Genomic DNA, 22,333 nt, shown 5'->3' with positions numbered 1-22,333 from the left:
AGCGGGACATGGGGGCCATTCCGGCGCAACGGGAGACCGATCCCGGTGCTTCTGATGCGCCTGTGCACGGGAGTGTGCTGCCGTACGCCCGGGCGCACGCCACCCTTACGGGCAGCTCCCTCGCGCCGGGCGCCGCCCGCGCACTCCTGCGCGCCGCCCTCTCCGAGTGGACCGAACTGGGCCTGCCCGGCAGGGAACCGCTCACCGACCGGCTGGCCCACGACGCCGTCGTGGTCGTCAGCGAACTCGTCACCAACGCGGTCGTGCACGCCGGCACCGACGTCGATCTGGAGTGCCGGCTGGAGAAGGAGACCGGGGCCCTCGTCGTCGAGGTCACCGACCAGCACCCCTCGCGCGCCCCACGCGACGGAACGGGTGAACACGCGTACGAGACACCGGAGTACGGCCGCGGACTGCGCCTCGTCGCCACCCTCGCCGAGTCCTGGGGCATCACCTACCGCAAGGGCACCAAGACCGTGTGGGCGCGGCTGACCGAGGAGGACAGCGCGGCCGTGGGCAAGAGCGGGGAGGACGGGGCGTACGCGGGAGCGCACGGACTGGAGATCGCCGGGGTCCTCGCCCCCGAACCCCGGCGCGCCGAACGCGACCGGGAATGGCTCAACCGCGGCGCCCTGTCCTTCCTTGCCGAGGCCTCCGACCTGCTCGCCGGACAGCTCGACGAGGACCTGGTCGCCGCCCTCGCCGGACAGCTGATCGTGCCGCGGCTCGCCGACTGGTGCGCGGTGTGGCTGGAGGACGAGCACATGGGGCGCGGCGGCGTCTGGGGCGCCGACGGGACCGGCGGCTCGGGCCCACGGCTCGCCCGCGTCTGGCACGGCCACGAGAGCCGTATCGAGGAACTGCGCCGCGCCCTGGAGAAGGACGCGCCCAGACCGGTGGACCCGCCGCGCTCCGGGCCCGTGCCGTTCCCCTGGCCCGGCGAGGCGCTGGGCACGCACGGGACGCACGGCACCGCACTGGCGTACCGCCTGATCGCGGGCGGCCGGCCGCTCGGCACGCTCGTCATCGGACGGTCCGGGCTGCTGCGCTTCCCCGACGAGATCACCGGCCTGGTCGAGGACCTCGGCCGCCGGGTCGCGCTCGCCATCGGCGCGGCCCGCCAGTACGCCCGCCAGGCCACCATCAGCGCCGTCCTCCAGCGCGGACTGCTGCCCGGCGCGGTCGCGGAGATTCCCGGGATGCGCAGCGCGCTGGTGTACGAGCCGTGCGACAAGGGCGGCCCCAGCGGCGACTTCTACGATCTTTTCCCGGCCGGCGACGGCCGCTGGTGCTTCGCCGTCGGCGACGTCCAGGGCAAGGGCCCCGAGGCCGCCGTGGTGATCGGCCTGGCCCGCCCCTGGCTGCGGCTCCTCGCCCGCGAGGGCTACCGCGTCGCCGACGTCCTGGACCGCCTCAACCAGCTGCTCCTCGACGACGCCACGGAGGCCGCCGACGCCGCCGCCCGCGCCCTGATCGCCGCGGGCGGCCAGGCCCTGACCGGCGACGGCCCCCAGACCCGCTTCCTCTCCCTCCTCTACGGCGAGCTGGCCCCCTTCGACGGCGGAGTGCGCTGCACCCTCGCCTCCGCCGGACATCCGCTGCCGCTGCTCCTCGGCGCGGGCGGCGAGGTCCGCACCGCCGCCCGGCCGCAGACCCTGCTCGGGGTCGTCGAGGACGAGACGTACACCAGCGAGACCTTCGAGCTGCGGCCCGGCGACACCCTGCTCGCCGTCACGGACGGGGTGACGGAGCGCCGCTGCGGCCCCCGCCAGTTCGACGACGCCGACGGCCTCGCGACGGCCCTCGCCGGCTGCGCCGGGCTCACCGCCCCGCTGATCGCGGAGCGCATCAGACGTCTCGTGCACGAGTTCGGCGTACGGCCGCCGGAGGACGATCTCGCGCTGCTGGTGCTCCAGGCGGAGTAACCGTCACGGTCCTGGACAATGGAAGGCATGCCTTCCGCACTCCCCGACGGCGAGCCCGTCCCCGACGACGGCGCGCTCCCCGCGTCCGCGCTCGCCGGGTCCGCCGCCCGCCCCCTCGGGTTCTATCTGCACGTTCCGTACTGCGCGACCCGCTGCGGCTACTGCGACTTCAACACCTACACGGCGACCGAGCTGCGCGGCACCGGCGGCGTCCTCGCCTCCCGCGACAACTACGCCGACACCCTGATCGACGAGATCCGGCTGGCCCGCAAGGTTCTCGGCGACGACCCGCGCCAGGTCCGCACGGTGTTCGTCGGCGGCGGTACGCCGACCCTGCTGGCCGCGGACGATCTCGTACGGATGCTGGCGGCGATCCGTGACGAGTTCGGTCTGGCGCCGGACGCGGAGGTGACGACGGAGGCGAACCCGGAGTCGGTGGACCCGGTGTACCTGTCCACCCTGCGGCAGGGCGGCTTCAACCGGATCTCCTTCGGCATGCAGAGCGCGCGGCAGCACGTACTGAAGGTGCTCGACCGCACGCACACCCCGGGCCGCCCCGAGGCGTGCGTGGCGGAGGCCCGGGCGGCGGGTTTCGGCCATGTCAACCTCGACCTGATCTACGGCACCCCGGGGGAGTCGGACGACGACTGGCGGGCGTCGTTGGAGGCGGCGATCGGTGCCGGCCCGGACCATGTCAGCGCGTATGCCCTGATCGTCGAGGAGGGTACGCAGCTGGCCCGTCGTATCCGGCGCGGCGAGGTCCCGATGACCGACGACGACGTCCACGCGGACCGGTACCTGATCGCGGAGTCGGTGCTGTCCGAGGCGGGCTACTCCTGGTACGAGGTCTCCAACTGGGCCACCTCGGAGGCGGGGCGCTGCCTCCACAACGAGCTGTACTGGCGCGGTGCCGACTGGTGGGGCGCGGGGCCCGGCGCGCACTCCCATGTGGGCGGGGTGCGCTGGTGGAACGTGAAGCATCCGGGGGCGTATGCCGCGGCGCTGGCGGCGGGGAAGTCGCCGGGGGCGGGACGTGAGCTGCTCTCGGACGAGGACCGCCGGGTCGAGCGGATTCTGCTGGAGTTGCGGCTGCTGGAGGGGGTGCCGTTGTCGCTGCTGCGGGAGGAGGGGCTCGCGGCTTCTCGGAGGGCGCTTTCGGAGGGGCTGCTGGATGCCGGGCCGTATGAGGAGGGGCGTGCGGTGCTGACCCTGCGGGGGCGGCTGCTGGCCGATGCGGTGGTGCGGGACCTGGTGGACTGAGAGGTTGTTGGGCGGCTGCGGGTGCGTTGTGGCTGGTCGCGCAGTTCCTCGCGCCCCTTAGGTGGGTGCAGTCACGAAGTCGATCAGTTCCTCCACCCTTCCCAGCAGCTCCGGCTCCAGGTCCTTGTACGAGTTCACTCGCTTCAGGATCGCCTGCCACACCGCGCCCGTGTTCTCCGACGGCCAGCCCAGGGCCCGGCACACGCCCGTCTTCCAGTCCTGGCCGTGGGGCACGCGCGGCCAGGACTCGATGCCCAGGGACGACGGCTTCACCGCCTCCCAGATGTCGATGTACGGGTGGCCCACCACCAACGCGTGTTCGCTCGTCACCGCCTGTGCGATGCGCCACTCCTTCGTGCCCGGCACCAAGTGGTCCACGAGCACACCGAGCCGGGCATCGGCGCCGGGGTCGAACTCCTCGACGATCCTCGGCAGGTCGTCCACGCCCTCCAGGTACTCCACGACCACGCCCTCGATGCGCAGGTCGTCGCCCCAGACCTTCTCCACCAGTTCCGCGTCGTGCCGGCCCTCGACGTAGATGCGGCCGGCGCGGGCCACGCGGGCGCGGGCGCCGGGGACGGCCACCGAGCCGGATGCCGTACGGGTGGGCCGTAGCGGCGCCTGACCGGTGGGACGTACGAGCGTCACCACCCGGCCCTCCAGCAGAAAGCCCCTCGGCTCCATCGGGAACACCCGGTGCTTGCCGAAGCGGTCCTCCAGGGTCACCGTGCCCGCCTCGCAGCGGATCACCGCACCGCAGAAACCGGTGCCGGGCTCCTCGACCACCAGGCCGGGCTCCGCCGCGACCTCGGGGACGGGCTTCGGCTTCTTCCAGGGAGGGGTCAGATCGGCGGAGTACTGGCGCATTCGGATGACGATAGGAGAAGCCCGCCACCGGCTAACGCGACACGCCGAAACGGGTGGCCAGAGCGTCGCGCTGGCGTCGTACGAACGCCGCGTCCACCACCGCTCCGTGACCGGGCACGTACAGCGCGTCCTCGCCGCCCAGGTCGAGGAGGCGGTCCAGCGCCGCAGGCCAGTGCGACGGTACGGCGTCGGGGCCCGCCTGCGGTTCGCCGGACTCCTCGACCAGGTCGCCGCAGAAGACCACCTCGGGAGCGCCGGGGACCAGGACCACGAGATCGTGGCCGGTGTGGCCGGGGCCGATGTTCGCCAGCAGGACCTGGCGGCCGCCGCCCAGGTCGAGGGTCCACTCGCCGGAGACCTCGTGGCGGGGACGGGGCAGGGCGTCGACCGCCTCGTCGGCCAGAGCGGTGTCCAGACCGTTGCGGATCGCGTCCGCGCGCAGTTCCTCGCGGGCCTGGTGCTGGTCGAACAGCGCGCCCATGCCCACCGGCCCGTACACCTCCGCCCCCGCGAACGCCGCGGCCCCGAAGACATGGTCGAAATGGGGATGCGTCAGCGCGAGATGAGTCACACGATGCCCGGCGAGTGATTCGGCCCGCGCCCGCAGCCGCGCGCCCTCGCCGATGCTCGACCCGGCGTCGATCAGCAGGGCGGTCCCCGCACCGACGACCAGCCCCGCCGTGCAGTCCCAGCCCGGGAGCCGGCACCGCCCGACCCCGGCCGCCACCCGCTCCCACCCCAGCTCTTCCCAAGTCACCGTCATACGGCGACGCTAGCCGTACGAGGGGTCGCGGCAGGACCGACCTTGCCCGGGCGGTACCCCACCGCCGTACACTGGGCCGGGGAACGCTGGCACTCGGGCGGACAGAGTGCCAGGCAAGGCGCCGAGGGAACGACTTCTGGAGGTGTGCGCGATGCTGAGTGAACGCAGGCTTCAGGTGCTGCGCGCCATCGTCCAGGACTATGTGGGCACAGAGGAGCCGGTCGGTTCCAAGGCCCTCACCGAGCGGCACAGCCTCGGTGTCTCCCCGGCGACGATCCGCAACGACATGGCGGCCCTGGAGGACGAGGGGTTCATCGCCCAGCCGCACACCAGTGCCGGGCGCATCCCCACGGACAAGGGCTACCGGCTGTTCGTCGACAAGCTCGCGGGCGTCAAGCCGATGACCGCGCCCGAGCGGCGCGCCATCCAGAACTTCCTCGACGGCGCCGTCGATCTCGACGACGTGGTGGCCCGGACCGTACGGCTGCTCGCGCAGCTCACACGGCAGGTCGCGGTGGTGCAGTACCCCTCGCTCACCCGGTCCACCGTGCGCCATGTCGAACTGCTCGCGCTGGCACCCGCGCGCCTGATGCTCGTGCTGATCACGGACACCGGGCGGGTCGAGCAGCGGATGATCGACTGCCCGGCGCCCTTCGGCGAGACGTCCCTCGCCGATCTGCGGGCCCGGCTCAACAGCAGGGTCGCGGGCCGGCGCTTCAGTGATGTGCCGATGCTCGTCGAGGACCTCCCCGAGGGCTTCGACCTGGAGGACCGCGGCACGGTCTCGACGGTGCTCTCCACTCTCCTGGAGACGCTCGTCGAGGAGAACGAGGAGCGGTTGATGATCGGCGGAACCGCCAATCTCACCCGCTTCGGACATGACTTCCCCCTCACTATCCGTCCGGTGCTCGAAGCCCTGGAGGAGCAGGTCGTGCTCCTCAAGTTGCTTGGTGAGGCCGGGGATTCGGGCATGACCGTACGCATCGGTCATGAGAACGCCTATGAGGGACTCAACTCCACGTCCGTCGTGTCGGTCGGCTACGGTTCGGGCGGCGAGGCAGTCGCCAAGCTCGGCGTGGTCGGACCGACCCGCATGGATTACCCGGGAACGATGGGAGCGGTACGCGCAGTGGCACGGTACGTCGGACAGATCCTGGCGGAGTCCTAAGTGGCCACGGACTACTACGCCGTTCTCGGCGTGCGTCGCGACGCGTCGCAGGAAGAGATCAAGAAGGCCTTCCGTCGGCTCGCTCGCGAGCTGCACCCGGACGTCAACCCTGATCCGAAGACCCAGGAGCGGTTCAAGGAGATCAACGCCGCTTACGAGGTGCTGTCGGACCCGCAGAAGAAGCAGGTCTACGACCTCGGCGGCGACCCCCTGTCCCAGGCGGGCGGCGGTGGCGCGGGCGGCTTCGGGGCCGGTGGGTTCGGGAACTTCTCGGACATCATGGACGCGTTCTTCGGTACGGCGTCGCAGCGGGGTCCGCGGTCGCGTACGCGGCGGGGCCAGGACGCGATGATCCGGCTGGAGATCGAGCTCGACGAGGCGGCCTTCGGCACGACGAAGGACATCCAGGTCGACACGGCGATCGTGTGCACCACCTGTAGTGGTGAGGGCGCGGCGCCGGGGACCTCCGCCCAGACGTGTGACATGTGCCGCGGGCGCGGCGAGGTGTCGCAGGTGACGCGGTCGTTCCTGGGGCAGGTCATGACGTCCCGGCCGTGTCCGCAGTGCCAGGGGTTCGGGACGGTCGTGCCGACGCCGTGCCCCGAGTGCGCGGGCGACGGTCGCGTACGGTCCCGGCGCACCCTCACGGTCAAGATTCCGGCCGGTGTGGACAACGGCACGCGGATCCAGCTCGCCGGTGAGGGTGAGGTCGGGCCCGGTGGCGGTCCCGCCGGTGACCTGTACGTCGAGATCCATGAGCTGCCGCACTCGCAGTTCCAGCGGCGTGGTGACGATCTGCACTGCACGGTGACGATTCCGATGACCGCGGCGGCGCTCGGTACGAAGGTGCCGCTGGAGACGCTGGACGGGCTGGAGGAGGTCGACATCAGGCCTGCCACGCAGTCCGGGCAGTCGATTCCGCTGCACGGGCGTGGAGTCACGCATCTGCGGGGCGGGGGTCGTGGTGACCTCATCGTCCATGTCGAGGTGCAGACGCCGAACAAGCTGGATCCGGAGCAGGAGCGGTTGCTGCGGGAGCTGGCGAAGCTGCGGGGTGAGGAGCGGCCTACGGGGCAGTTCCAGCCGGGGCAGCAGGGGTTGTTCTCGCGGTTGAAGGACGCGTTCAACGGTCGGTGACCGGTGAATCGGTAGAGGGCGGCTGCGGGCGGGGTTCTTTCCTCGCCCCCGCCGCCCTCACCCGTTGGAGGATGCGGGACCGGCACGGAGCGTTCCAGGCTGAAAAGTGCTGGTCGGTGTGGGTGGATCAGGGCTCTCACCCGCTGCCCATTCCCCTGTCCTATGCCAGCGGAAGGCCGGATTCGGACTTGTTCGGTGGACGTGACAACATGCGGGCATGTCCTCCGCACTGACCGATCTTTTCCCCCATCCGATCGTGCAGGCCCCGATGGCGGGCGGCGTCTCCGTGCCGCAGCTCGCCGCCGCCGTGTCCGATGCCGGGGGGCTCGGGTTTCTTGCCGCCGGGTACAAGACGGCGGACGGGCTGTATCAGGAGATCAAGCAGCTGCGGGGGCTGACCGGACGCCCGTTCGGGGTCAATCTGTTCATGCCGCAGCCGGAGTACGCCGACCCGGCCGCCGTCGACGTGTACGCGCACCAGCTGTCCGGCGAGGCCTCCTGGTACGAGACCGAGCTCGGGGACCCCGACAGCGGCCGTGACGACGGGTACGACGCCAAGCTCGCCGTACTGCTCGACAACCCGGTGCCGGTGGTGTCCTTCCACTTCGGCGTCCCCAGCAGCGAGGTGCTGGAGTCCCTGCGGCGCGCGGGCACCTTCACCCTCGTCACCGCGACCACCGCCGAGGAGGCCCTGGCCGTACAGCGGGCCGGCGCCGACGCGGTCATCGCGCAGGGCGTGGAGGCCGGCGGGCACCAGGGCACCCACCGTGACATCCCGGAGAACGACGGGGCCGGCACAGGGCTGCTGTCGCTCCTCGGGCAGATCCGCGAGACCGTCGGCATCCCGATCGTCGCCGCCGGCGGCATCATGCGCGGCAGCCAGATCGCCGCCGTCCTCGCCGCCGGTGCCAGTGCCGCGCAGCTCGGCACCGCCTTCCTCGCCACCACCGAGTCCGGCGCCGCACCCGTCCACAAGCAGGCGCTCACCAACCCCCTGTTCGTCCGCACCGAGTTGACCCGCGCCTTCTCCGGCCGCCCCGCCCGCGGGCTCGTCAACCGCTTCATGCGCGAACACGGCCGTTACGCCCCCGCCGCCTACCCGGAGATCCACCACCTCACCTCCCCGCTGCGGAAGGCCGCCGCCAAGGCCAAGGACGCGCAGGGCATGGCGCTGTGGGCAGGGCAGGGCCACCGCATGGCGCGCGAGCTGCCCGCCGGGCAGCTGGTGGAGGTGCTGGCCGCCGAACTCGCGGACGCCCGGACAGCGTTGTCGGGCTTCCCGAAGGGCGGTGACCTGCGATGACGGCTCCCGTGTTCGTGGTCGAGCACTTCGACGCCGGGGACGGCGGACGGTATGTCCTGGAGGGGCCCGAGGGGCGACACGCGGTCTCCGTGAAGCGGCTCCAGCCCGGCGAGGAGGTCGTCCTCGCCGACGGCGCCGGACGCTACGCGGTGTGCGACGTGATAGGCACCGAAGGCAAGGACCGGCTGATCGTCCACATGACCTCGGTGTCCGAGGAGCCGGAGGAGTCCCCCCGCATCACCGTCGTCCAGGCCCTTCCCAAGGGCGACCGCGGTGAGCTGGCCGTCGAGACCATGACCGAGACCGGCGTCGACGCGATCGTGCCCTGGCAGGCCGCCCGCTGCATCACCCAGTGGAAAGGCGACCGCGGACTGAAGGCCCTCGCCAAGTGGCGGTCCACCGCCCGCGAGGCGGGCAAGCAGTCCCGGCGCTTCCGTTTCCCCGAGGTCGCGGACCTGGCCACCAGTAAGCAGGTCGCGGCGCTGCTCGCCGAGGCCGACTTCGCCGCCGTGCTCCACGAGAGCGGTGACGAACCGCTGGCCACCGTCGAACTCCCCACCGAGGGCGACATCGTGCTCGTCGTCGGTCCCGAAGGGGGCGTCTCCCCCGAGGAGTTGGCGCTGTTCGAGGAGGCGGGGGCTAAGCCGTACGTCCTCGGGCGTACCGTGCTGCGTACATCGACCGCCGGGACCGCCGCGACCGCCGTGCTCCTCGCCCGCACCGGCCGCTGGTCCTGAGACCAGGGGGAACACCTTGGAACTCGCCCAAGTCCGGCTGCTCGTCTCCGACTTCCCCGTCTGTTACCGCTTCTACGCCGAAGTCCTCGGCCTCAAGCCGCAGTCGGGGGCGACGCGGGGACCGTACGAGAAGTTCAGCCCCACCACCGGCTCCGCCGGTATCGCCCTCCAGGACCGGGCCATGATGGCCGGGATACTGGGGGAGTTGGGCGACGCGGCGAGCGGGCACCGGTCACTGGTCGTGCTGCGCGTCGACGACCTCGACACCTACTGCGAGCAGATCGCCGAGCGCGGCGCCGTCCTGCTGCACGGGCCCGCCCCCATGACCGACCGCATGCGGGTCGCCCACCTCAAGGACCCGGAGGGGAACCTTGTGGAGCTTCAGGAGTGGCTGCTGCTGCGCGCCTGAGGACCGCGTCGAACAGGTCCCAGCCGTCCAGCTCGGCGGGACCCGGCAGGAGTCCACGCTCGGTCGCCTCATCGACGAGACCGCGTACGACACCGGGTTCGCGCAGGTTGAGCAGCTTTCCCGGGCCGGTCGCCACACAGCCGACGTACGAGTAGCCGTCGGAGACGGCGCCACGCTCGCCCTGCCGGAAGACGATCCGGGTGCGTACCCCGTCGCGGTACAGGTTCAGCACGTCGCGGCGCGCGTCGTCCTCCCGGCGGTTGTGCCGGACGCTCCACAGGTAGGCCGTCCGCTCGTCCACGACGAGACGGCGAAGGCGACGGTCGTTGCGCATGCCGTAAAGCTAGACGGGCGGGCAGCGCTTGGTCTCCGGGTTTTTCGCGGGGATCAGTTCGACGTCCTCGCGGCGGACGGCGAAGGATTCCTGGATGTCGCCTTCATTGCGTGCCGGGTCCCAGAGCCAGATCCAGTCGCCGGACGTGCCGAAGGACAGGACCGGACGGCTGGTGGGGGCAGGGCCGTTCTCGACGGCGAGCCGCTTGTCCGGGTCCACCGGACGCAGGCACATGAAATGGCCGTAGACACCGAAGTAGGCGTCCGGCTCCTCGCCCGTGTGCGCGGCGTTCTCCGCGGCTCGGCCGGCCGCGCTCGCCGCCTGCTTGGTGCCCAGACCGATCGCGGTCAGGGCGTACGCGATGGCGATCAAGGTCACCACGACGACGGCGAAGAAGCGGTTGCCGTTGTCCCGGCCCAGATGGAAGTGGCGCCCCCAGCCGATCACCGCCAGGAAGAACAGCCCGCTGCCCAGGGCGAGCACCATGGGCTCGGCCGCCACGAGATACGTGCCGAGCCTGGGGGTGGGCACGGCTTCCACGCGGATGTCGAAGCGGTCCAGGTAGTCGTCGTGCATCTGCCCGCCCAGCCACCCCACCATCGACCACACCACGGGCACGGACAGCGGCACCAGCCATGCGGCGTGCCGGGTGAAGAACGTCCGGCGCAGGGCGAACACCACACCGAAGCCGGTGAACATGGCAGCCGCCACGACCAGCAGGCCCGCTGCGAGGCCTTCGGGATCGAGCTCCAGACCCATCAGCGCACCGAACGCCGCGATCACGGAGGTGCCCGCCACCCCCACGGCCCACTGCACCGGCCAGCTGCGATCCCGGGTCTCCTTGGCCACCCGGCTGATCGGCAGCGCGCCGACGGCGCTCAGCAACGCGGGCAGCAGCTTCCACCACCCCTCCGCCCACACCACGTACATCCCGCAGACGACCGCCAGCACGATCCCGACCGCCCCCGCCGCCACCCAGGCCCAGCGCACCCGGCGTTCGTGCGGGGTCTCGTCCAGCGGCGGGTTCGCGTCCGAGTGCCCCGGCACCCGCAGCCCGTGCGCGGCGGGGTCGAAGGCTCGCCCGCCCAGTGTCCGGGCGGCCAGCTCGGTGCGGGCGGCGTCCTGGGACTCCGGCCCCGCGGGCACCGTCACCGCCCGCTGCTCGTCCGCGAGGCCCAGCCAGGTCAGCAGGCCGCCCCAGGAGGGCAGTACCCGATGCATGTGGTACGTCGTCGTCGCCGGCCGCGGGTGTTCCACCAGGGCCGCGTCCCGCACCCAGGCGCCCAACTCCGCTTGCCGGGCGAGCCGTTCGACCTCCGTGATGGCGGTGCGCAGGGCTCCCAGGCGGGCCCCGTGCAACCGGATCTCGACGACGAGCGAGACGCGGTGCGCTACGGCGGGGGCGGACTCCTCGGTCTCGGCCGGGCGTACGGTCCAGCCCCGTTCCTCGAACAGGCCCGTCACATAGGCCACTTCATCCGCCTGGTCGACCACGTCGACAAGCATCCGCACCCGCCGTCGACGCGGCGGAGCGGGCGGCCCCGGCGCCGGATCGGCCGCCGTTTCCACGGACTGCGTGGTGTCGTCCGAGGGGCGTGGCGCGGGCAGGACGCGCCGGCTGAGCGGCGAACTGGGCAACGGTCCTCCAGGTGATCGCGTGCCACTCGATTGTGGGGCGAGTGTCCGTATGCGCTCTACCGCGGCGGCCGTGACAGTGGGAAGCTGCCCTCCATGGGGGTATTGCGCAGGTTTTGGGGCCGCCCGCGAGGACACCGGGTCCAGCGGGTGGCAGCGGTGTCCGTGCTCGCGGTCATGGTCGTCGGCGGGGCGACCGCCTGTGATCCGGCGGGGCTGAACTCCGCTTCCGTGGCGTACACGACCGACCAGACCGTGACGAAGGAGCTGGAGCGGCAGAAGGCCAACGTGCAGTGGCTGACCTGCCAGGCCTCCTACGGGAGCCGGCCCACGCCGACGGCGACCGACAACGCCGTCGCCGAGGTCCACTGCACCGGCGAGACCACCAGCAACCAGGACATCGACGTCGACGGCAAGATCACCCGTGTGGTCAACGGGCAGTGCGTACGCGGTGAGTTGACGGCCAAGATCGACGGCAAGCAGTGGTTCCAGGTCAACGGTCTGGGCAACTGCAACGCCTCGCCCGAGCCGAACAACCCGGGCGGCAACGGACAGCCGGGAGCCACCGTCACCGTGACGGTCACGGAGACCATCTGGTGCGACAAGTACCCGGACTGCCGGCCCGTCCAGGGCAAGTGATCCAAAGCCCTGTCCGTGGGCCGTCGGCCCTGCATAGGGTTGACGGGTGACACAGCCCGCGACGCCCTCGTATCTCCGATTCCCGCACCTGCACGGCGACTTGGCGGCCTTCACCGCCGAGGACGACATATGGATCGCCCCCCTCGACGGCGGCCGGGCCTGGCGGGTCAGCGCCGACAACGTGCCCGTCTCCACGCCCCGCATCTCGCCCGACGGCACCACCGTCGCCTGGACCTCCACCCGGGACGGTGCCCCCGAGGTGCACATCGCCCCGGTCGACGGCGGCCCCGCCAAGCGGCTGACGCACTGGGGGAGTTGGCGTACCCAGGTGCGCGGCTGGACCCCCGACGGCCAGGTCCTCGCGATCACCACCCACGGCCAGGCCAGCCTGCGCCGCTCCTGGGCGCACGTCGTCCCGCTGGACGGGGGACCGTCGACCGTCCTGCCGTACGGGCCCGTCGGCGGTGTCGCGCTCGGGCCGTCCACCGTGCTGCTGTCCGCGCCGATGGGGCGGGAGGCTGCCTGGTGGAAGCGGTACCGGGGCGGTACGGCGGGCAAGTTGTGGATCGACCGCGAGGGCGACGGGGAGTTCGTACGGCTGCATCAGGACCTCGACGGGAACATCGAGTTCCCGGTGTGGGCGGGGGAGCGGATCGCCTTCCTCTCCGACCACGAGGGCGTCGGCGCGCTGTACTCCTCCCTCGCCGACGGGTCCGATCTGCGGCGGCACACGCCCCTCGACGGGTTCTACGCCCGGCATGCATCCGGTGACGGCACCCGGGTCGTCTACACCTCCGCCGGTGAACTGTGGGTCCTGGACCACCTGGACGGGGCCGAGCCGCGCCGGCTGGAGGTGCGGCTCGGGGGACAGCGCGTCGACCGGCAGCCGTTCGCGGTGAACGCCTCGCGCTGGTTCGGCTCCGCCGCCCCCGACCACACCGCGCGCGGCAGCGCGGTCGCCGTCCGCGGCGCCGTGCACTGGGTCACCCACCGCTCCGGCCCGACCCGGGCGCTGGCCGCCGAACCCGGCGTACGGGCCCGGCTGCCCCGCACCTTCCGCACGGAGGGCGAGGAATGGGTCGTATGGGTGACCGACGCGGAGGGCGACGACGCCCTGGAGTTCGCGCCCGCCACCGGTCTCGCCCCCGGCGCCACCCCGCGCCGGCTCGCCGCCGGACAGCTCGGCCGGGTCCTCGGGCTCGCCATGGCCCCCGACGGCAGCCGGGCCGCGGTCGCCGCGCACGACGGACGCGTCCTGCTCGTCGAGCGGGAGACCGGCGAGGTACGCGAGGTCGACCGGAGCGCCGACGGGGATGTCTCCGGGCTGGTCTTCTCACCCGACTCGGCGTGGCTCGCCTGGTCCCACCCCGGCCCGCGCCCGCTGCGCCAGCTCCGCCTCGCCAACACCACCGACCTCTCCGTCACCGAGGCGACCCCGCTGCGCTTCCAGGACTACGCGCCCACCTTCACCCTGGACGGCAAGCACCTCGCGTTCCTCTCCACCCGCTCCTTCGACCCGGTCTACGACGAGCATGTCTTCGACCTCGCCTTCGTGGTCGGCGACCGCCCGCACCTGATCACGCTCGCCGCGACCACGCCCTCGCCGTTCGGCCCGCAGCGGCACGGCCGCCCCTTCGAGGCCCCCGACAAGGACGAGACGCCCGACAGCGAGGGCACCCCGGCCACCCGTATCGACCTCGAAGGCCTCGCCGACCGGATCGTGCCCTTCCCGGTCGAGGCCGCCCGCTACTCCAACCTGCGCGCGGCGAAGGACGGCGTGCTGTGGCTGCGCCACCCCGTGCAGGGCGTCCTCGGCTCCACCCGGGCCACCCCGGACGACCCCGACCCCAAGACCGAGCTGGAGCGCTACGACCTCGCCCAGCAGCGTCTGGAGCATCTCGCCGCCGACGCCGACCACTTCGCGGTCAGTGGGGACGGCAAGCGGGTCCTGCTGTGGACCGACGGGCGCCTGAAGGTCGTCCCCAGCGACCGCCGTGCCTCCAACGACGACGACAGCGACACCAACATCACCGTCGACCTCGCCCGGATCCGGCAGACCGCCGACCCGTCGGCAGAGTGGCGGCAGATGTACGAGGAGACCGGCCGCATCATGCGGGACCACTTCTGGCGCCCCGACATGAGCGGCGTCGACTGGCCCGGCGTGCTGGACCGCTACCGCCCGGTGGTGGACCGGGTCGCCACCCATGACGACCTCGTCGACCTCCTCTGGGAGGTCCAGGGCGAGCTCGGCACCTCGCACGCCTACGTCATGCCGCGCGGCGGCCACGGCAGGGGGCCCCGGCAGGGTCTGCTCGGCGCCGACATCTCCCGTCACCAGGACGGCAGTTGGCGTATCGACCGCATCCTTCCGACCGAGACCTCCGACCCCGACGCCCGCTCCCCGCTCGCCGCGCCCGGTGTCGCGGTGCGCGCCGGCGACGCGATCGTGGCGGTCGGCGGGCATCCGGTCGACCCGGTCACCGGTCCGGGCCCGCTCCTCGTCGGCACGGCGGGCAAGCCGGTCGAGCTGACCGTCTCGCCGTCCGGCGGCGGCGAGGTGCGGCACGCCGTCGTCGTACCGATCGCGGACGAGGAACCGCTGCGGTACCACGCGTGGGTCGCGGACCGGCGGGCGTACGTCCACGACAAGTCCGGCGGCCGCCTCGGCTACCTCCACGTCCCCGACATGCAGGCCCCCGGCTGGGCCCAGATCCACCGTGACCTGCGCGTCGAGGTGGCCCGTGAGGGCCTGGTCGTCGACGTCCGGGAGAACCGCGGCGGTCACACCTCCCAGCTCGTGGTCGAGAAGCTGGCCCGGCGGATCGTCGGCTGGGCCCTGCCGCGCGGGCTGCGGCCGTACAGCTATCCGCAGGACGCGCCGAGGGGACCGGTGGTCGCCGTGGCGAACGAGTTCTCGGGCTCCGACGGCGACATCGTCAACGCGGCGATCAAGGCGCTGGGGATCGGGCCGGTGGTCGGCACCCGGACCTGGGGCGGTGTCATCGGGATCGACAGCCGGTACCGGCTCGTCGACGGCACGCTGATCACCCAGCCCAAGTACGCGTTCTGGCTGGAGGGTTACGAGTGGGGCGTGGAGAACCACGGCGTCGACCCGGACGTCGAGGTGGTCCAGCGGCCGCAGGACCACGGGGCAGGGAAGGACGTACAGCTCGACGAGGCGATCAGGATCGCCCTGGAGTCCCTGGAGGGGACTCCCGCGAAGGTGCCTCCGTCGCTTCCCTGACCTGCTCGATACGATGCCTTCACAGCCGCCAGCCGAAGGGACCACCACATGCCAGGGGAACCGCAGGACGACTGCCTGTTCTGCAAGATCGTCGCAGGGCACATCCCGGCGACGATCGTCCGTGAGACGGACACCACCGTCGCCTTCCGGGACATCAACCCGCAGGCCCCCACGCACGTCCTGGTGATCCCCAAGGTGCACTACGAGAACGCCGCGACCCTCGCCGCCGCCGAACCGGCCATCGCCGCCGACGTCCTCGGCGAGGCGCAGTCGGTCGCCGACGAGGACAAGCTGGAGAGCTACCGCATCGTCTTCAACACCGGCGCGGGCGCCGGCCAGACCGTCTTCCACGCCCACGCGCACGTCCTCGGCGGCCGCGGCCTCCAGTGGCCGCCCGGGTAAGTCATCGTGTCCGTACGTGAATTGGTGGTCCTCGGCACCGCCAGCCAGGTCCCCACCCGGCACCGCAACCACAACGGCTACCTGCTGCGCTGGGACGGCGAGGGCATCCTCTTCGACCCGGGCGAGGGCACCCAGCGCCAGATGCTGCGGGCCGGTGTCGCCGCGCACGACCTGAACCGGATCTGCGTCACGCACTTCCACGGCGATCATTCGCTGGGGCTCGCCGGGGTCATCCAGCGCGTCAACCTCGACAAGGTCCCGCACGAGGTCACGGCCCACTACCCGAAGTCCGGCCAGCACTTCTTCGACCGCCTGCGGTACTCCACCGCCTACCGCGAGACGGTCGAGATCACGCAGGCGCCGGTGAGCGAGGACGGCGTCCTGGCCACGGGCTCTTCCTATGCCCTGGAGGCCCGCAAGCTCTCGCACCCCGTCGAGTCGTACGGCTATCGCGTCGTCGAACCCGACGGACGCCGCATGCTGCCCGACCGGCTCGCCGCGCACGGCGTCAAGGGCCCGGACATCGGCCGCATCCAGCGGGAGGGCTCGGTCGACGGCGTGTCCCTCGAAGACGTCAGCGAGGTGCGGCGCGGGCAGCGGTTCGCGTTCGTCATGGACACCCGGCTGTGCGACGGCGTGTACGCGCTGGCCGAGGGGTGCGACATGCTCGTCATCGAGTCGACGTTCCTGGACGAGGACATCGACCTCGCGGTCGACCACGGCCACCTGACCGCCGGGCAGGCGGCCACGGTGGCGAGGGACGCCGGCGTACGGCATCTCGTGCTCACGCACTTCAGCCAGCGGTACGGCGACCCCGACGAGTTCGAACGGCAGGCACGGGCGGCGGGGTTCGAGGGCGAGCTGACGGTCGCGCACGATCTTCTGCGGGTGCCGGTTCCGAAACGGCGATAAAGCACCCGTACGATGCTGCGATGCCCCTCCCCAAAGCTGAACTGCACCTGCACATCGAAGGCACGCTGGAGCCCGAGCTGGCGTTCGAGCTGGCCGCCCGCAACGGCGTCGAACTGGCGTACGCGGACACGGACGAGCTCCGCAAGGCGTACCAGTTCGAGGACCTCCAGTCCTTTCTGAACCTGTACTACGAGCTCATGGCCGTCCTGCGCACCGAGCGGGACTTCGAGGACCTCGCGAACGCGTATCTCGCCCGTGCCGCCGCGCAGGGGGTGCGGCACGCGGAGATCTTCTTCGACCCGCAGGCGCACATCGCGCGCGGTGTGGGGATGGGGACGGTCGTCGACGGGCTGTGGCGGGCGCTCGGCAGCAGCGAGGCGAACCACGGTGTCTCCACGCAGCTGATCCTGTGCTTCCTGCGCGACGAATCCGCCGAGTCGGCCCTTCAGACGCTGGAGGCCGCGAAGCCGTATCTCGACCGGATCGTCGGTGTCGGGCTCGACTCCGCCGAGGTCGGGCATCCGCCGGTGAAGTTCCGCGAGGTGTACGAGGTCGCGGCGCGGCTTGGTCTGCGGCGAGTTGCTCATGCCGGGGAGGAGGGGCCGCCTTCGTACATCGTGGAGGCGTTGGACGTGCTCGGGGTGGAGCGGATCGATCACGGGTTGCGGTGCATGGAGTCTCCGGAGCTTGTGGAGCGGCTTGTGCGGGATCGCGTGCCGCTGACGCTGTGCCCGTTGTCGAACGTGCGGTTGCGGACGGTTGACGTGCTGGCTGATCATCCGTTGCCCGCGATGCTCGATGCCGGGTTGTTGTGCACGGTGAACTCTGATGATCCGGCGTACTTCGGGGGGTATGCGGGGGACAACTTCGATGCGGTGCGCTCGGCGTTGGGGCTGGGGGAGGAGCGGTTGCGGGAGCTTGCCCGGAACTCGTTCGTCGCGTCCTTCCTGGAGCATGACGAGGAGCGGCGTCAGCGGTATCTGGATGAAGTGGAGAGGTACGAGTTCTCGTAGTTCTCAGGCTGCGGGCCGGTGAGGGCTTGTCGCGCCCACGCGGCGGAGCCGCAGATCGATACAGTCCCGCGCCCCTAACGGGGCGCTACGGCTGCTGTGTCGTAAGAGCGTTGGGTCGGGACAGCTGAGGTTTCGACGGTGATCTCGACCACCGGCACCGGTCGGCTGCCCGCCCGTCGTGCTATCGCCGTCATCGGTACGGCGATCAGCAGCAGCCCTACGGCCAGGACCGTGCCCATCATCGGGAAGCCCGCCTGGGCCGCCAGCAGGCTGCCGGTCAGGGGGCCCGCTGCCGTGCCCAGTGACGACGCCGAGCCGACCAGGACCGCCCAACGGCCGCGCGGGTCCAGGGAGGCGGCCAGGCCTATGACGTACGACAGGACGATCGGGTAGAGCGTGTTCCAGGCGATCTCGCCCGTCGCGAAGGTCGTCAGGTCGGTCGCGGACGCGCTGAGGGCGATGCACGCGGCGATCAGGGCCGTGCCCGCGCCGATGGGCAGGGCGTGGCCGAGTCTCGGGCCGAGTGCGCCCGCTCCCACCACTCCCAGCAGGCCCGCGCCGAGCGCTACGGCGAAGACGGCGCCGACCGTGGCCTCCGTCAGGTGGGCCTGGGTGAGGCCGATGTGGCCGCTGACGCCCCAGAGGGCGTTCTGGGCGAGGGACCAGCAGGGGAGGGTGGCGGCGAGGAGGAGGCCGGCCCGGAGATGGGGGAGGGGGGTCCTCGTCCGGCGGGTCTGCGGGGTGGCGGGCGTGTGCCGCGGGAGGCGGTTCGTCAGGGGCCAGACCGCGAGGGCGGTGAGGGCGATCGCGGCCAGGGGCTGACCGTGGCCGGGGCCCAGGTGCGGGACGGTCAGATAGACCGCGCCCGCGAGCGCGGAGACGCTGAGCAGGCCGAGGGTGGTCGTGCGGTGCGGGTCGCGCTGGGCGGCGATCCCGGTGGCGGCGACCGTGGTGGCCGTACCGGATCCGAACCCGCCGATCATCGCGCCGGTGACGACGACCGCGACGCTGCCGCTGAGCGCGGCGCAGCCGTAGCCGGCCACCGCGAGGGAGAGCCCGATCCGCGCCAGTCTCCGCGCGCCGATCCGGTCGACCCTGGACGCCAGCAGGAACCCCGCGGACGCTGAGCACAGCAGCAGCGCACTGCCGACGGCGCCCGCCTGAGTGGCGGTCAGTGGAAGTCCCGAGTCCAGTCTGCCGACGGTGGTCGGGAGGAGGTACGGGGCGAGGTACCCGGCCGTGAAAAGGGCGACGAGGGGCCAGGCGATGGTGCGGGGGGCGAACACGGGCGTTCCCAGGGCATGCGAAAGAAGCGGCTCGAAAAGGGGATTGGGCGACGACCGTCGACGGACAGGAACGCGCGGGCAATTTGTATCAAGCACGCGGTTGCAGAAGAAGAGTGGGGGGTGTGATCTGGGGCACGTCGTGTTTCGCGTGGGGAATGCCGGGTATACGAGCGCCTCAACGCCAGTGAACGGCGGCCCCGCCCGCCGCCGGCACCGTCGCCTCGATCTTGGCCCTGATCTCCCGCATCACCGTGAGGATCTGCTCCTCGTGCGCCGGGGTCAGCCGGGCCACCGGCACCGAGCAGCTGATGGCGTCCTGGGCGGGGGAGTCGTAGCGCAGGGCGAAGCCGAAGCCGATGATGCCGAGGACGCCCTCCTCGCGGTCGACGGAGTGGCCGCGTGCCCTGATCTCCGCCAGGTCGGCCGCCAGGGGCTCCCTGCTCGTGTGCGAGTTGGGGGTCAGGGCCTCGTAGGGGCCCTGCGGCAGCTCGTCGTCGGGGCGTTCGGCCAGGAGGGCCTTGCCCAGGGCGCCGACGTGGGCGGGGAGACGGCGGCCGACGCGGCTGATCGTGCGCAGGTACTCGTGGGACTCGCGGGTCGCCAGGTACGCCACGTCCCGGCCGTCCAGACGGCCCATGTGGATGGTCTCGCCGAGCGCCTGGGACGCCTCGTCGAGATACGGGCGTACGACACGGACGCGGGGGTCGGAGTCGAGGTAGCTCGTGCCGGTCAGCAGGGCGTGGATGCCGATGCCGTAGAGGGAGCCGGTGACGTCGGTGCGGACCCAGCCGCGGGAGATCAGGGTCTGGAGCAGCGCGTACATCGAGCTGCGCGGCACCTCCAGCTCGTCCGCCAGCTCCTGTAGCCGCGCCGGGCGGTCCCCGCGCGCGGCCAGCACTTCCAGCAGTTCGACCGTCCGCGCGGCCGACTTCACCTCGCGCACGCCCCCTGTCTCCGACATGTGCCGATCGTAATCGGGGTGTCCACGCCATTGACGGTCGCGGTTCGCGTATCTAATCTCCATCTCCATACGTGGATGACGTCTACATAGGGAGATGAGTGAGGGTGAGTCTCGATACGGGCGACCTCGTGCGGCGGCTCGGGGAGGGCATGGCGGGCGGCGTCCTGTCGTTCCCGCTGACCAGCTTCCACGCCGACGGCTCCCTCGACCCGGACGGCTTCCGCGCCCATGTCGCCGAACGGATCGCCGCCGCCCCCGGCGCCGTCTTCCCCGCCTGCGGCACCGGGGAGTTCTTCTCGCTGGACGAGGACGAGTACCGGACCGTGGTCTCGGTGGCCGTCCAGGAGGCCGCCGGCCGGGTGCCCGTCGTCGCCGGGATCGGCTACGGCTGGGCGCAGGCCGTCCGCTTCGCCCGCATCGCCGAGGAGGCCGGCGCCGACGCGCTCCTCGTCCTCCCGCACTACCTGGTCGCCGCCCCGCAGGAAGGCCTCGTCCGGCAGGTGGCGGAGATCGCCGCGCGGACCCGGCTGCCGCTCATCGCCTACCAGCGCGGACAGGTCGCGTTCGGGGTGCAGGCGTTCCGCCGGCTGGCCGACATCCCCACCGTCATCGGCCTCAAGGACGGCCACAGCGACCTCGACCGCCTCCAGCGACTCACCCTCGCCGCCCCCGAGGGCTTCCTCTTCTTCAACGGCGCCGCCACCGCCGAGATCCAGGCCCGCGCCTACGCCACCGTCGGCGTGCCCGCCTACTCCTCCGCCGTCCACGCCTTCGCCCCGGAGATCGCGAACGCCTTCTTCGGCGCGCTGAGGTCCGGCGACGAGGGCACGGTGGAGAAACTCCTGCGCGACTTCTACGTCCCGCTCGTCGAACTCCGCGACCGCGTCCCCGGATACGCCGTGTCGCTGGTGAAGGCGGCGGCCCGGCTGCGGGGCTGTCCCGTGGGTCCCGTCCGCGCGCCCCTGACCGATCCTTCGGCCGCCGACCTGGCCGATCTCGAGAATCTGCTCACGGCCGGCCTCGACCTCGTAGGAGCTTCCCTGTGAACCTCACGATCACCGACGTACGGCTGACGCCCATCCTCGTCGCCGATCCGCCGCTGCTGAACACACAGGGCGTGCACCAGCCGTACACCCCGCGGCTCATCGTCGAAGTCGTCACGGCCGACGGGATCACCGGGGTCGGGGAGACGTACGGCGACACCAAGTACCTGGAGCTGGCACGACCGTTCGCCGAGAAGCTGGTGGGTCGTCAAGTGTCCGATCTCAACGGCCTGTTCACCGTCGCCGAAGAGGTCTCCGTCGACTCCTCCCGGGTCTCCGGACACGTCGACGTCGGTGGGCTGCGGGGGGTTCAGACCGCCGACAAGTTGCGGCTGTCCGTCGTCTCCGGGTTCGAGGTCGCCTGTCTCGATGCGCTCGGCAAGGCGCTCGGGCTGCCGGTGCACGCGCTGCTCGGGGGGAAGGTGCGGGACGCCGTCGAGTACAGCGCGTACCTCTTCTACAAGTGGGCCGATCATCCCGCGGGCGTGGCCTGTGAGAAGGACGACTGGGGGGCCGCCGTCGATCCGGCCGGCGTCGTGGAGCAGGCGCGGCTGTTCAAGGAGCGGTACGGGTTCACTTCGTTCAAGCTGAAGGGTGGGGTGTTTCCGCCGGAGGAGGAGATCGCGGCGGTGCGGGCGCTGGCCGAGGCCTTTCCCGGGCATCCGCTGCGGCTCGATCCCAACGGGGCCTGGTCCGTGGCGACTTCGCTGAAGGTCGCCGAGGAGATCGGGGACGTCCTGGAGTATCTGGAGGATCCCGCGCTCGGTACGCCGGCCATGGCCGAGGTGTCCGCCGGGACCGGGGTGCCGCTCGCGACCAACATGTGTGTGACGACCTTCGCGGAGATCAAGGAGGCGTTCCGTCGCGATGCGGTGCAGGTGGTGCTGTCGGATCACCACTACTGGGGCGGGCTGCGGAACACCCAGCAACTTGCCGCGATCTGCCGGACGTTCGGGGTGGGGGTGTCCATGCACTCCAACACCCATCTGGGGATCTCGCTGGCCGCGATGACCCATGTGGCGGCCACGGTTCCGAACCTCCACCATGCGTGTGACTCGCACTATCCCTGGCAGTCGGAGGATGTCCTCACCTCGCGGCTGACGTTCGACGACGGCAAGGTGGCCGTGTCGGACGCGCCGGGGCTCGGGGTCGAGCTCGATCGGGAGAAGCTGGCGTTTCTGCATCAGCGGTGGCTCGACGACGACGGGTCGTTGCGGGAGCGGGACGACGCGGCGGCGATGCGGGTCGCCGAGCCGGGGTGGGTGACGCCGAGCGTGCCTCGCTGGTAGCCGCCG

The 22,333-nt window shown here is 71.6% G+C and carries 20 protein-coding genes; 14 read left to right on the top strand and 6 right to left on the bottom strand.

Translation table 11 applies throughout. The features are described from left to right. Window positions 1-8: 8 nt before the first annotated feature. Together ACFY0U_RS02435 and hemW are read left to right on the top strand one after the other, a co-directional pair. Entirely contained in the window at window positions 9-1,925 is a 1,917-nt protein-coding gene (locus tag ACFY0U_RS02435; RefSeq protein ID WP_388629000.1) for a SpoIIE family protein phosphatase, read from the top strand. Between the two features lie 27 nt (window positions 1,926-1,952). Then, window positions 1,953-3,185, top strand: a complete 1,233-nt coding sequence (gene hemW / locus ACFY0U_RS02430) for a radical SAM family heme chaperone HemW (protein WP_388628997.1) — start codon at window positions 1,953-1,955, stop codon at window positions 3,183-3,185. Window positions 3,186-3,242: 57 nt separating this feature from the next. Here hemW and ACFY0U_RS02425 read toward each other — a convergent pair whose 3' ends face one another. Then, window positions 3,243-4,052, bottom strand: a complete 810-nt coding sequence (locus ACFY0U_RS02425) for a DUF3097 domain-containing protein (protein WP_388628994.1) — start codon at window positions 4,050-4,052, stop codon at window positions 3,243-3,245. A gap of 31 nt (window positions 4,053-4,083) precedes the next feature. Further along, complete coding sequence (locus tag ACFY0U_RS02420; RefSeq protein WP_388628991.1) at window positions 4,084-4,815, bottom strand: MBL fold metallo-hydrolase; 732 nt, start codon at window positions 4,813-4,815, stop codon at window positions 4,084-4,086. A 151-nt stretch (window positions 4,816-4,966) separates the two neighbouring features. On the opposite strand from ACFY0U_RS02420, the gene hrcA reads away from it, so the two are divergent. From hrcA to ACFY0U_RS02395, 5 genes are all read left to right on the top strand, one after another. Beyond that, window positions 4,967-5,983 (top strand): heat-inducible transcriptional repressor HrcA, encoded by a 1,017-nt coding sequence (gene hrcA, locus ACFY0U_RS02415; protein WP_171146419.1) that lies wholly within the window; start codon window positions 4,967-4,969, stop codon window positions 5,981-5,983. Further along, window positions 5,984-7,120: a molecular chaperone DnaJ gene (gene dnaJ / locus ACFY0U_RS02410; RefSeq protein WP_171146420.1), complete on the top strand. Its 1,137-nt coding sequence runs from the start codon at window positions 5,984-5,986 to the stop codon at window positions 7,118-7,120. Between the two features lie 217 nt (window positions 7,121-7,337). Next, on the top strand, window positions 7,338-8,423 hold the full coding sequence (locus ACFY0U_RS02405; protein WP_388628986.1) for a nitronate monooxygenase: 1,086 nt from the start codon (window positions 7,338-7,340) through the stop codon (window positions 8,421-8,423). After that, entirely contained in the window at window positions 8,420-9,160 is a 741-nt protein-coding gene (locus ACFY0U_RS02400) for a 16S rRNA (uracil(1498)-N(3))-methyltransferase (RefSeq protein ID WP_388628983.1), read from the top strand. The genes ACFY0U_RS02405 and ACFY0U_RS02400 overlap by 4 nt, the downstream gene beginning before the upstream one ends. A 16-nt stretch (window positions 9,161-9,176) precedes the next feature. Next, entirely contained in the window at window positions 9,177-9,569 is a 393-nt protein-coding gene (locus ACFY0U_RS02395; protein WP_388628981.1) for a VOC family protein, read from the top strand. Here ACFY0U_RS02395 and ACFY0U_RS02390 read toward each other — a convergent pair. Continuing rightward, complete coding sequence (locus tag ACFY0U_RS02390; RefSeq protein ID WP_388628978.1) at window positions 9,511-9,903, bottom strand: hypothetical protein; 393 nt, start codon at window positions 9,901-9,903, stop codon at window positions 9,511-9,513. The two genes, ACFY0U_RS02395 and ACFY0U_RS02390, sit on opposite strands and share 59 nt — an antisense overlap. Before the next feature lie 9 nt (window positions 9,904-9,912). Further along, on the bottom strand, window positions 9,913-11,541 hold the full coding sequence (locus ACFY0U_RS02385; RefSeq protein ID WP_388628975.1) for a hypothetical protein: 1,629 nt from the start codon (window positions 11,539-11,541) through the stop codon (window positions 9,913-9,915). Window positions 11,542-11,688: 147 nt separating this feature from the next. Here ACFY0U_RS02385 and ACFY0U_RS02380 point away from each other — a divergent pair, with 147 nt between their 5' ends. The 5 genes from ACFY0U_RS02380 to ACFY0U_RS02360 are packed head-to-tail and all read left to right on the top strand — an operon-like array spanning window position 11,689 to window position 17,748. Next, window positions 11,689-12,177, top strand: a complete 489-nt coding sequence (locus ACFY0U_RS02380) for a hypothetical protein (protein ID WP_388628972.1) — start codon at window positions 11,689-11,691, stop codon at window positions 12,175-12,177. Window positions 12,178-12,223: 46 nt separating this feature from the next. Continuing rightward, entirely contained in the window at window positions 12,224-15,421 is a 3,198-nt protein-coding gene (locus tag ACFY0U_RS02375; RefSeq protein ID WP_388628969.1) for a S41 family peptidase, read from the top strand. A gap of 48 nt (window positions 15,422-15,469) precedes the next feature. Then, window positions 15,470-15,823 (top strand): histidine triad nucleotide-binding protein, encoded by a 354-nt coding sequence (locus ACFY0U_RS02370; RefSeq protein ID WP_046262743.1) that lies wholly within the window; start codon window positions 15,470-15,472, stop codon window positions 15,821-15,823. A gap of 6 nt (window positions 15,824-15,829) precedes the next feature. Then, window positions 15,830-16,735 carry a ribonuclease Z gene (locus ACFY0U_RS02365; RefSeq protein ID WP_388628966.1) on the top strand — a complete coding sequence of 302 codons (906 nt, stop codon included), beginning with the start codon at window positions 15,830-15,832 and terminating at the stop codon, window positions 16,733-16,735. Window positions 16,736-16,755: 20 nt separating this feature from the next. Beyond that, a complete protein-coding gene (locus ACFY0U_RS02360; protein ID WP_388628964.1) occupies window positions 16,756-17,748 on the top strand; it encodes an adenosine deaminase in 993 nt (330 codons plus the stop codon). Between the two features lie 74 nt (window positions 17,749-17,822). Here ACFY0U_RS02360 and ACFY0U_RS02355 read toward each other — a convergent pair whose 3' ends face one another. After that, window positions 17,823-19,034 (bottom strand): MFS transporter, encoded by a 1,212-nt coding sequence (locus tag ACFY0U_RS02355; protein ID WP_388628961.1) that lies wholly within the window; start codon window positions 19,032-19,034, stop codon window positions 17,823-17,825. Between the two features lie 175 nt (window positions 19,035-19,209). Continuing rightward, entirely contained in the window at window positions 19,210-19,995 is a 786-nt protein-coding gene (locus tag ACFY0U_RS02350) for an IclR family transcriptional regulator (protein WP_388628959.1), read from the bottom strand. Between the two features lie 104 nt (window positions 19,996-20,099). On the opposite strand from ACFY0U_RS02350, the gene ACFY0U_RS02345 reads away from it, so the two are divergent. Both ACFY0U_RS02345 and ACFY0U_RS02340 read left to right on the top strand, forming a co-directional pair. Next, window positions 20,100-21,041: a 5-dehydro-4-deoxyglucarate dehydratase gene (locus ACFY0U_RS02345; protein WP_388628956.1), complete on the top strand. Its 942-nt coding sequence runs from the start codon at window positions 20,100-20,102 to the stop codon at window positions 21,039-21,041. Continuing rightward, on the top strand, window positions 21,038-22,327 hold the full coding sequence (locus ACFY0U_RS02340) for a glucarate dehydratase family protein (protein ID WP_388628953.1): 1,290 nt from the start codon (window positions 21,038-21,040) through the stop codon (window positions 22,325-22,327). Before ACFY0U_RS02345 ends, ACFY0U_RS02340 begins: the two co-directional genes overlap by 4 nt. Window positions 22,328-22,333: the final 6 nt, after the last annotated feature.

The organism is Streptomyces sp. NPDC001536 (assembly GCF_042894505.1).
Taxonomy (GTDB): domain Bacteria; phylum Actinomycetota; class Actinomycetes; order Streptomycetales; family Streptomycetaceae; genus Streptomyces.
Note: the sequence above shows the minus strand (reverse complement) of the source record. Positions and strands in the feature narration are given on the sequence as shown.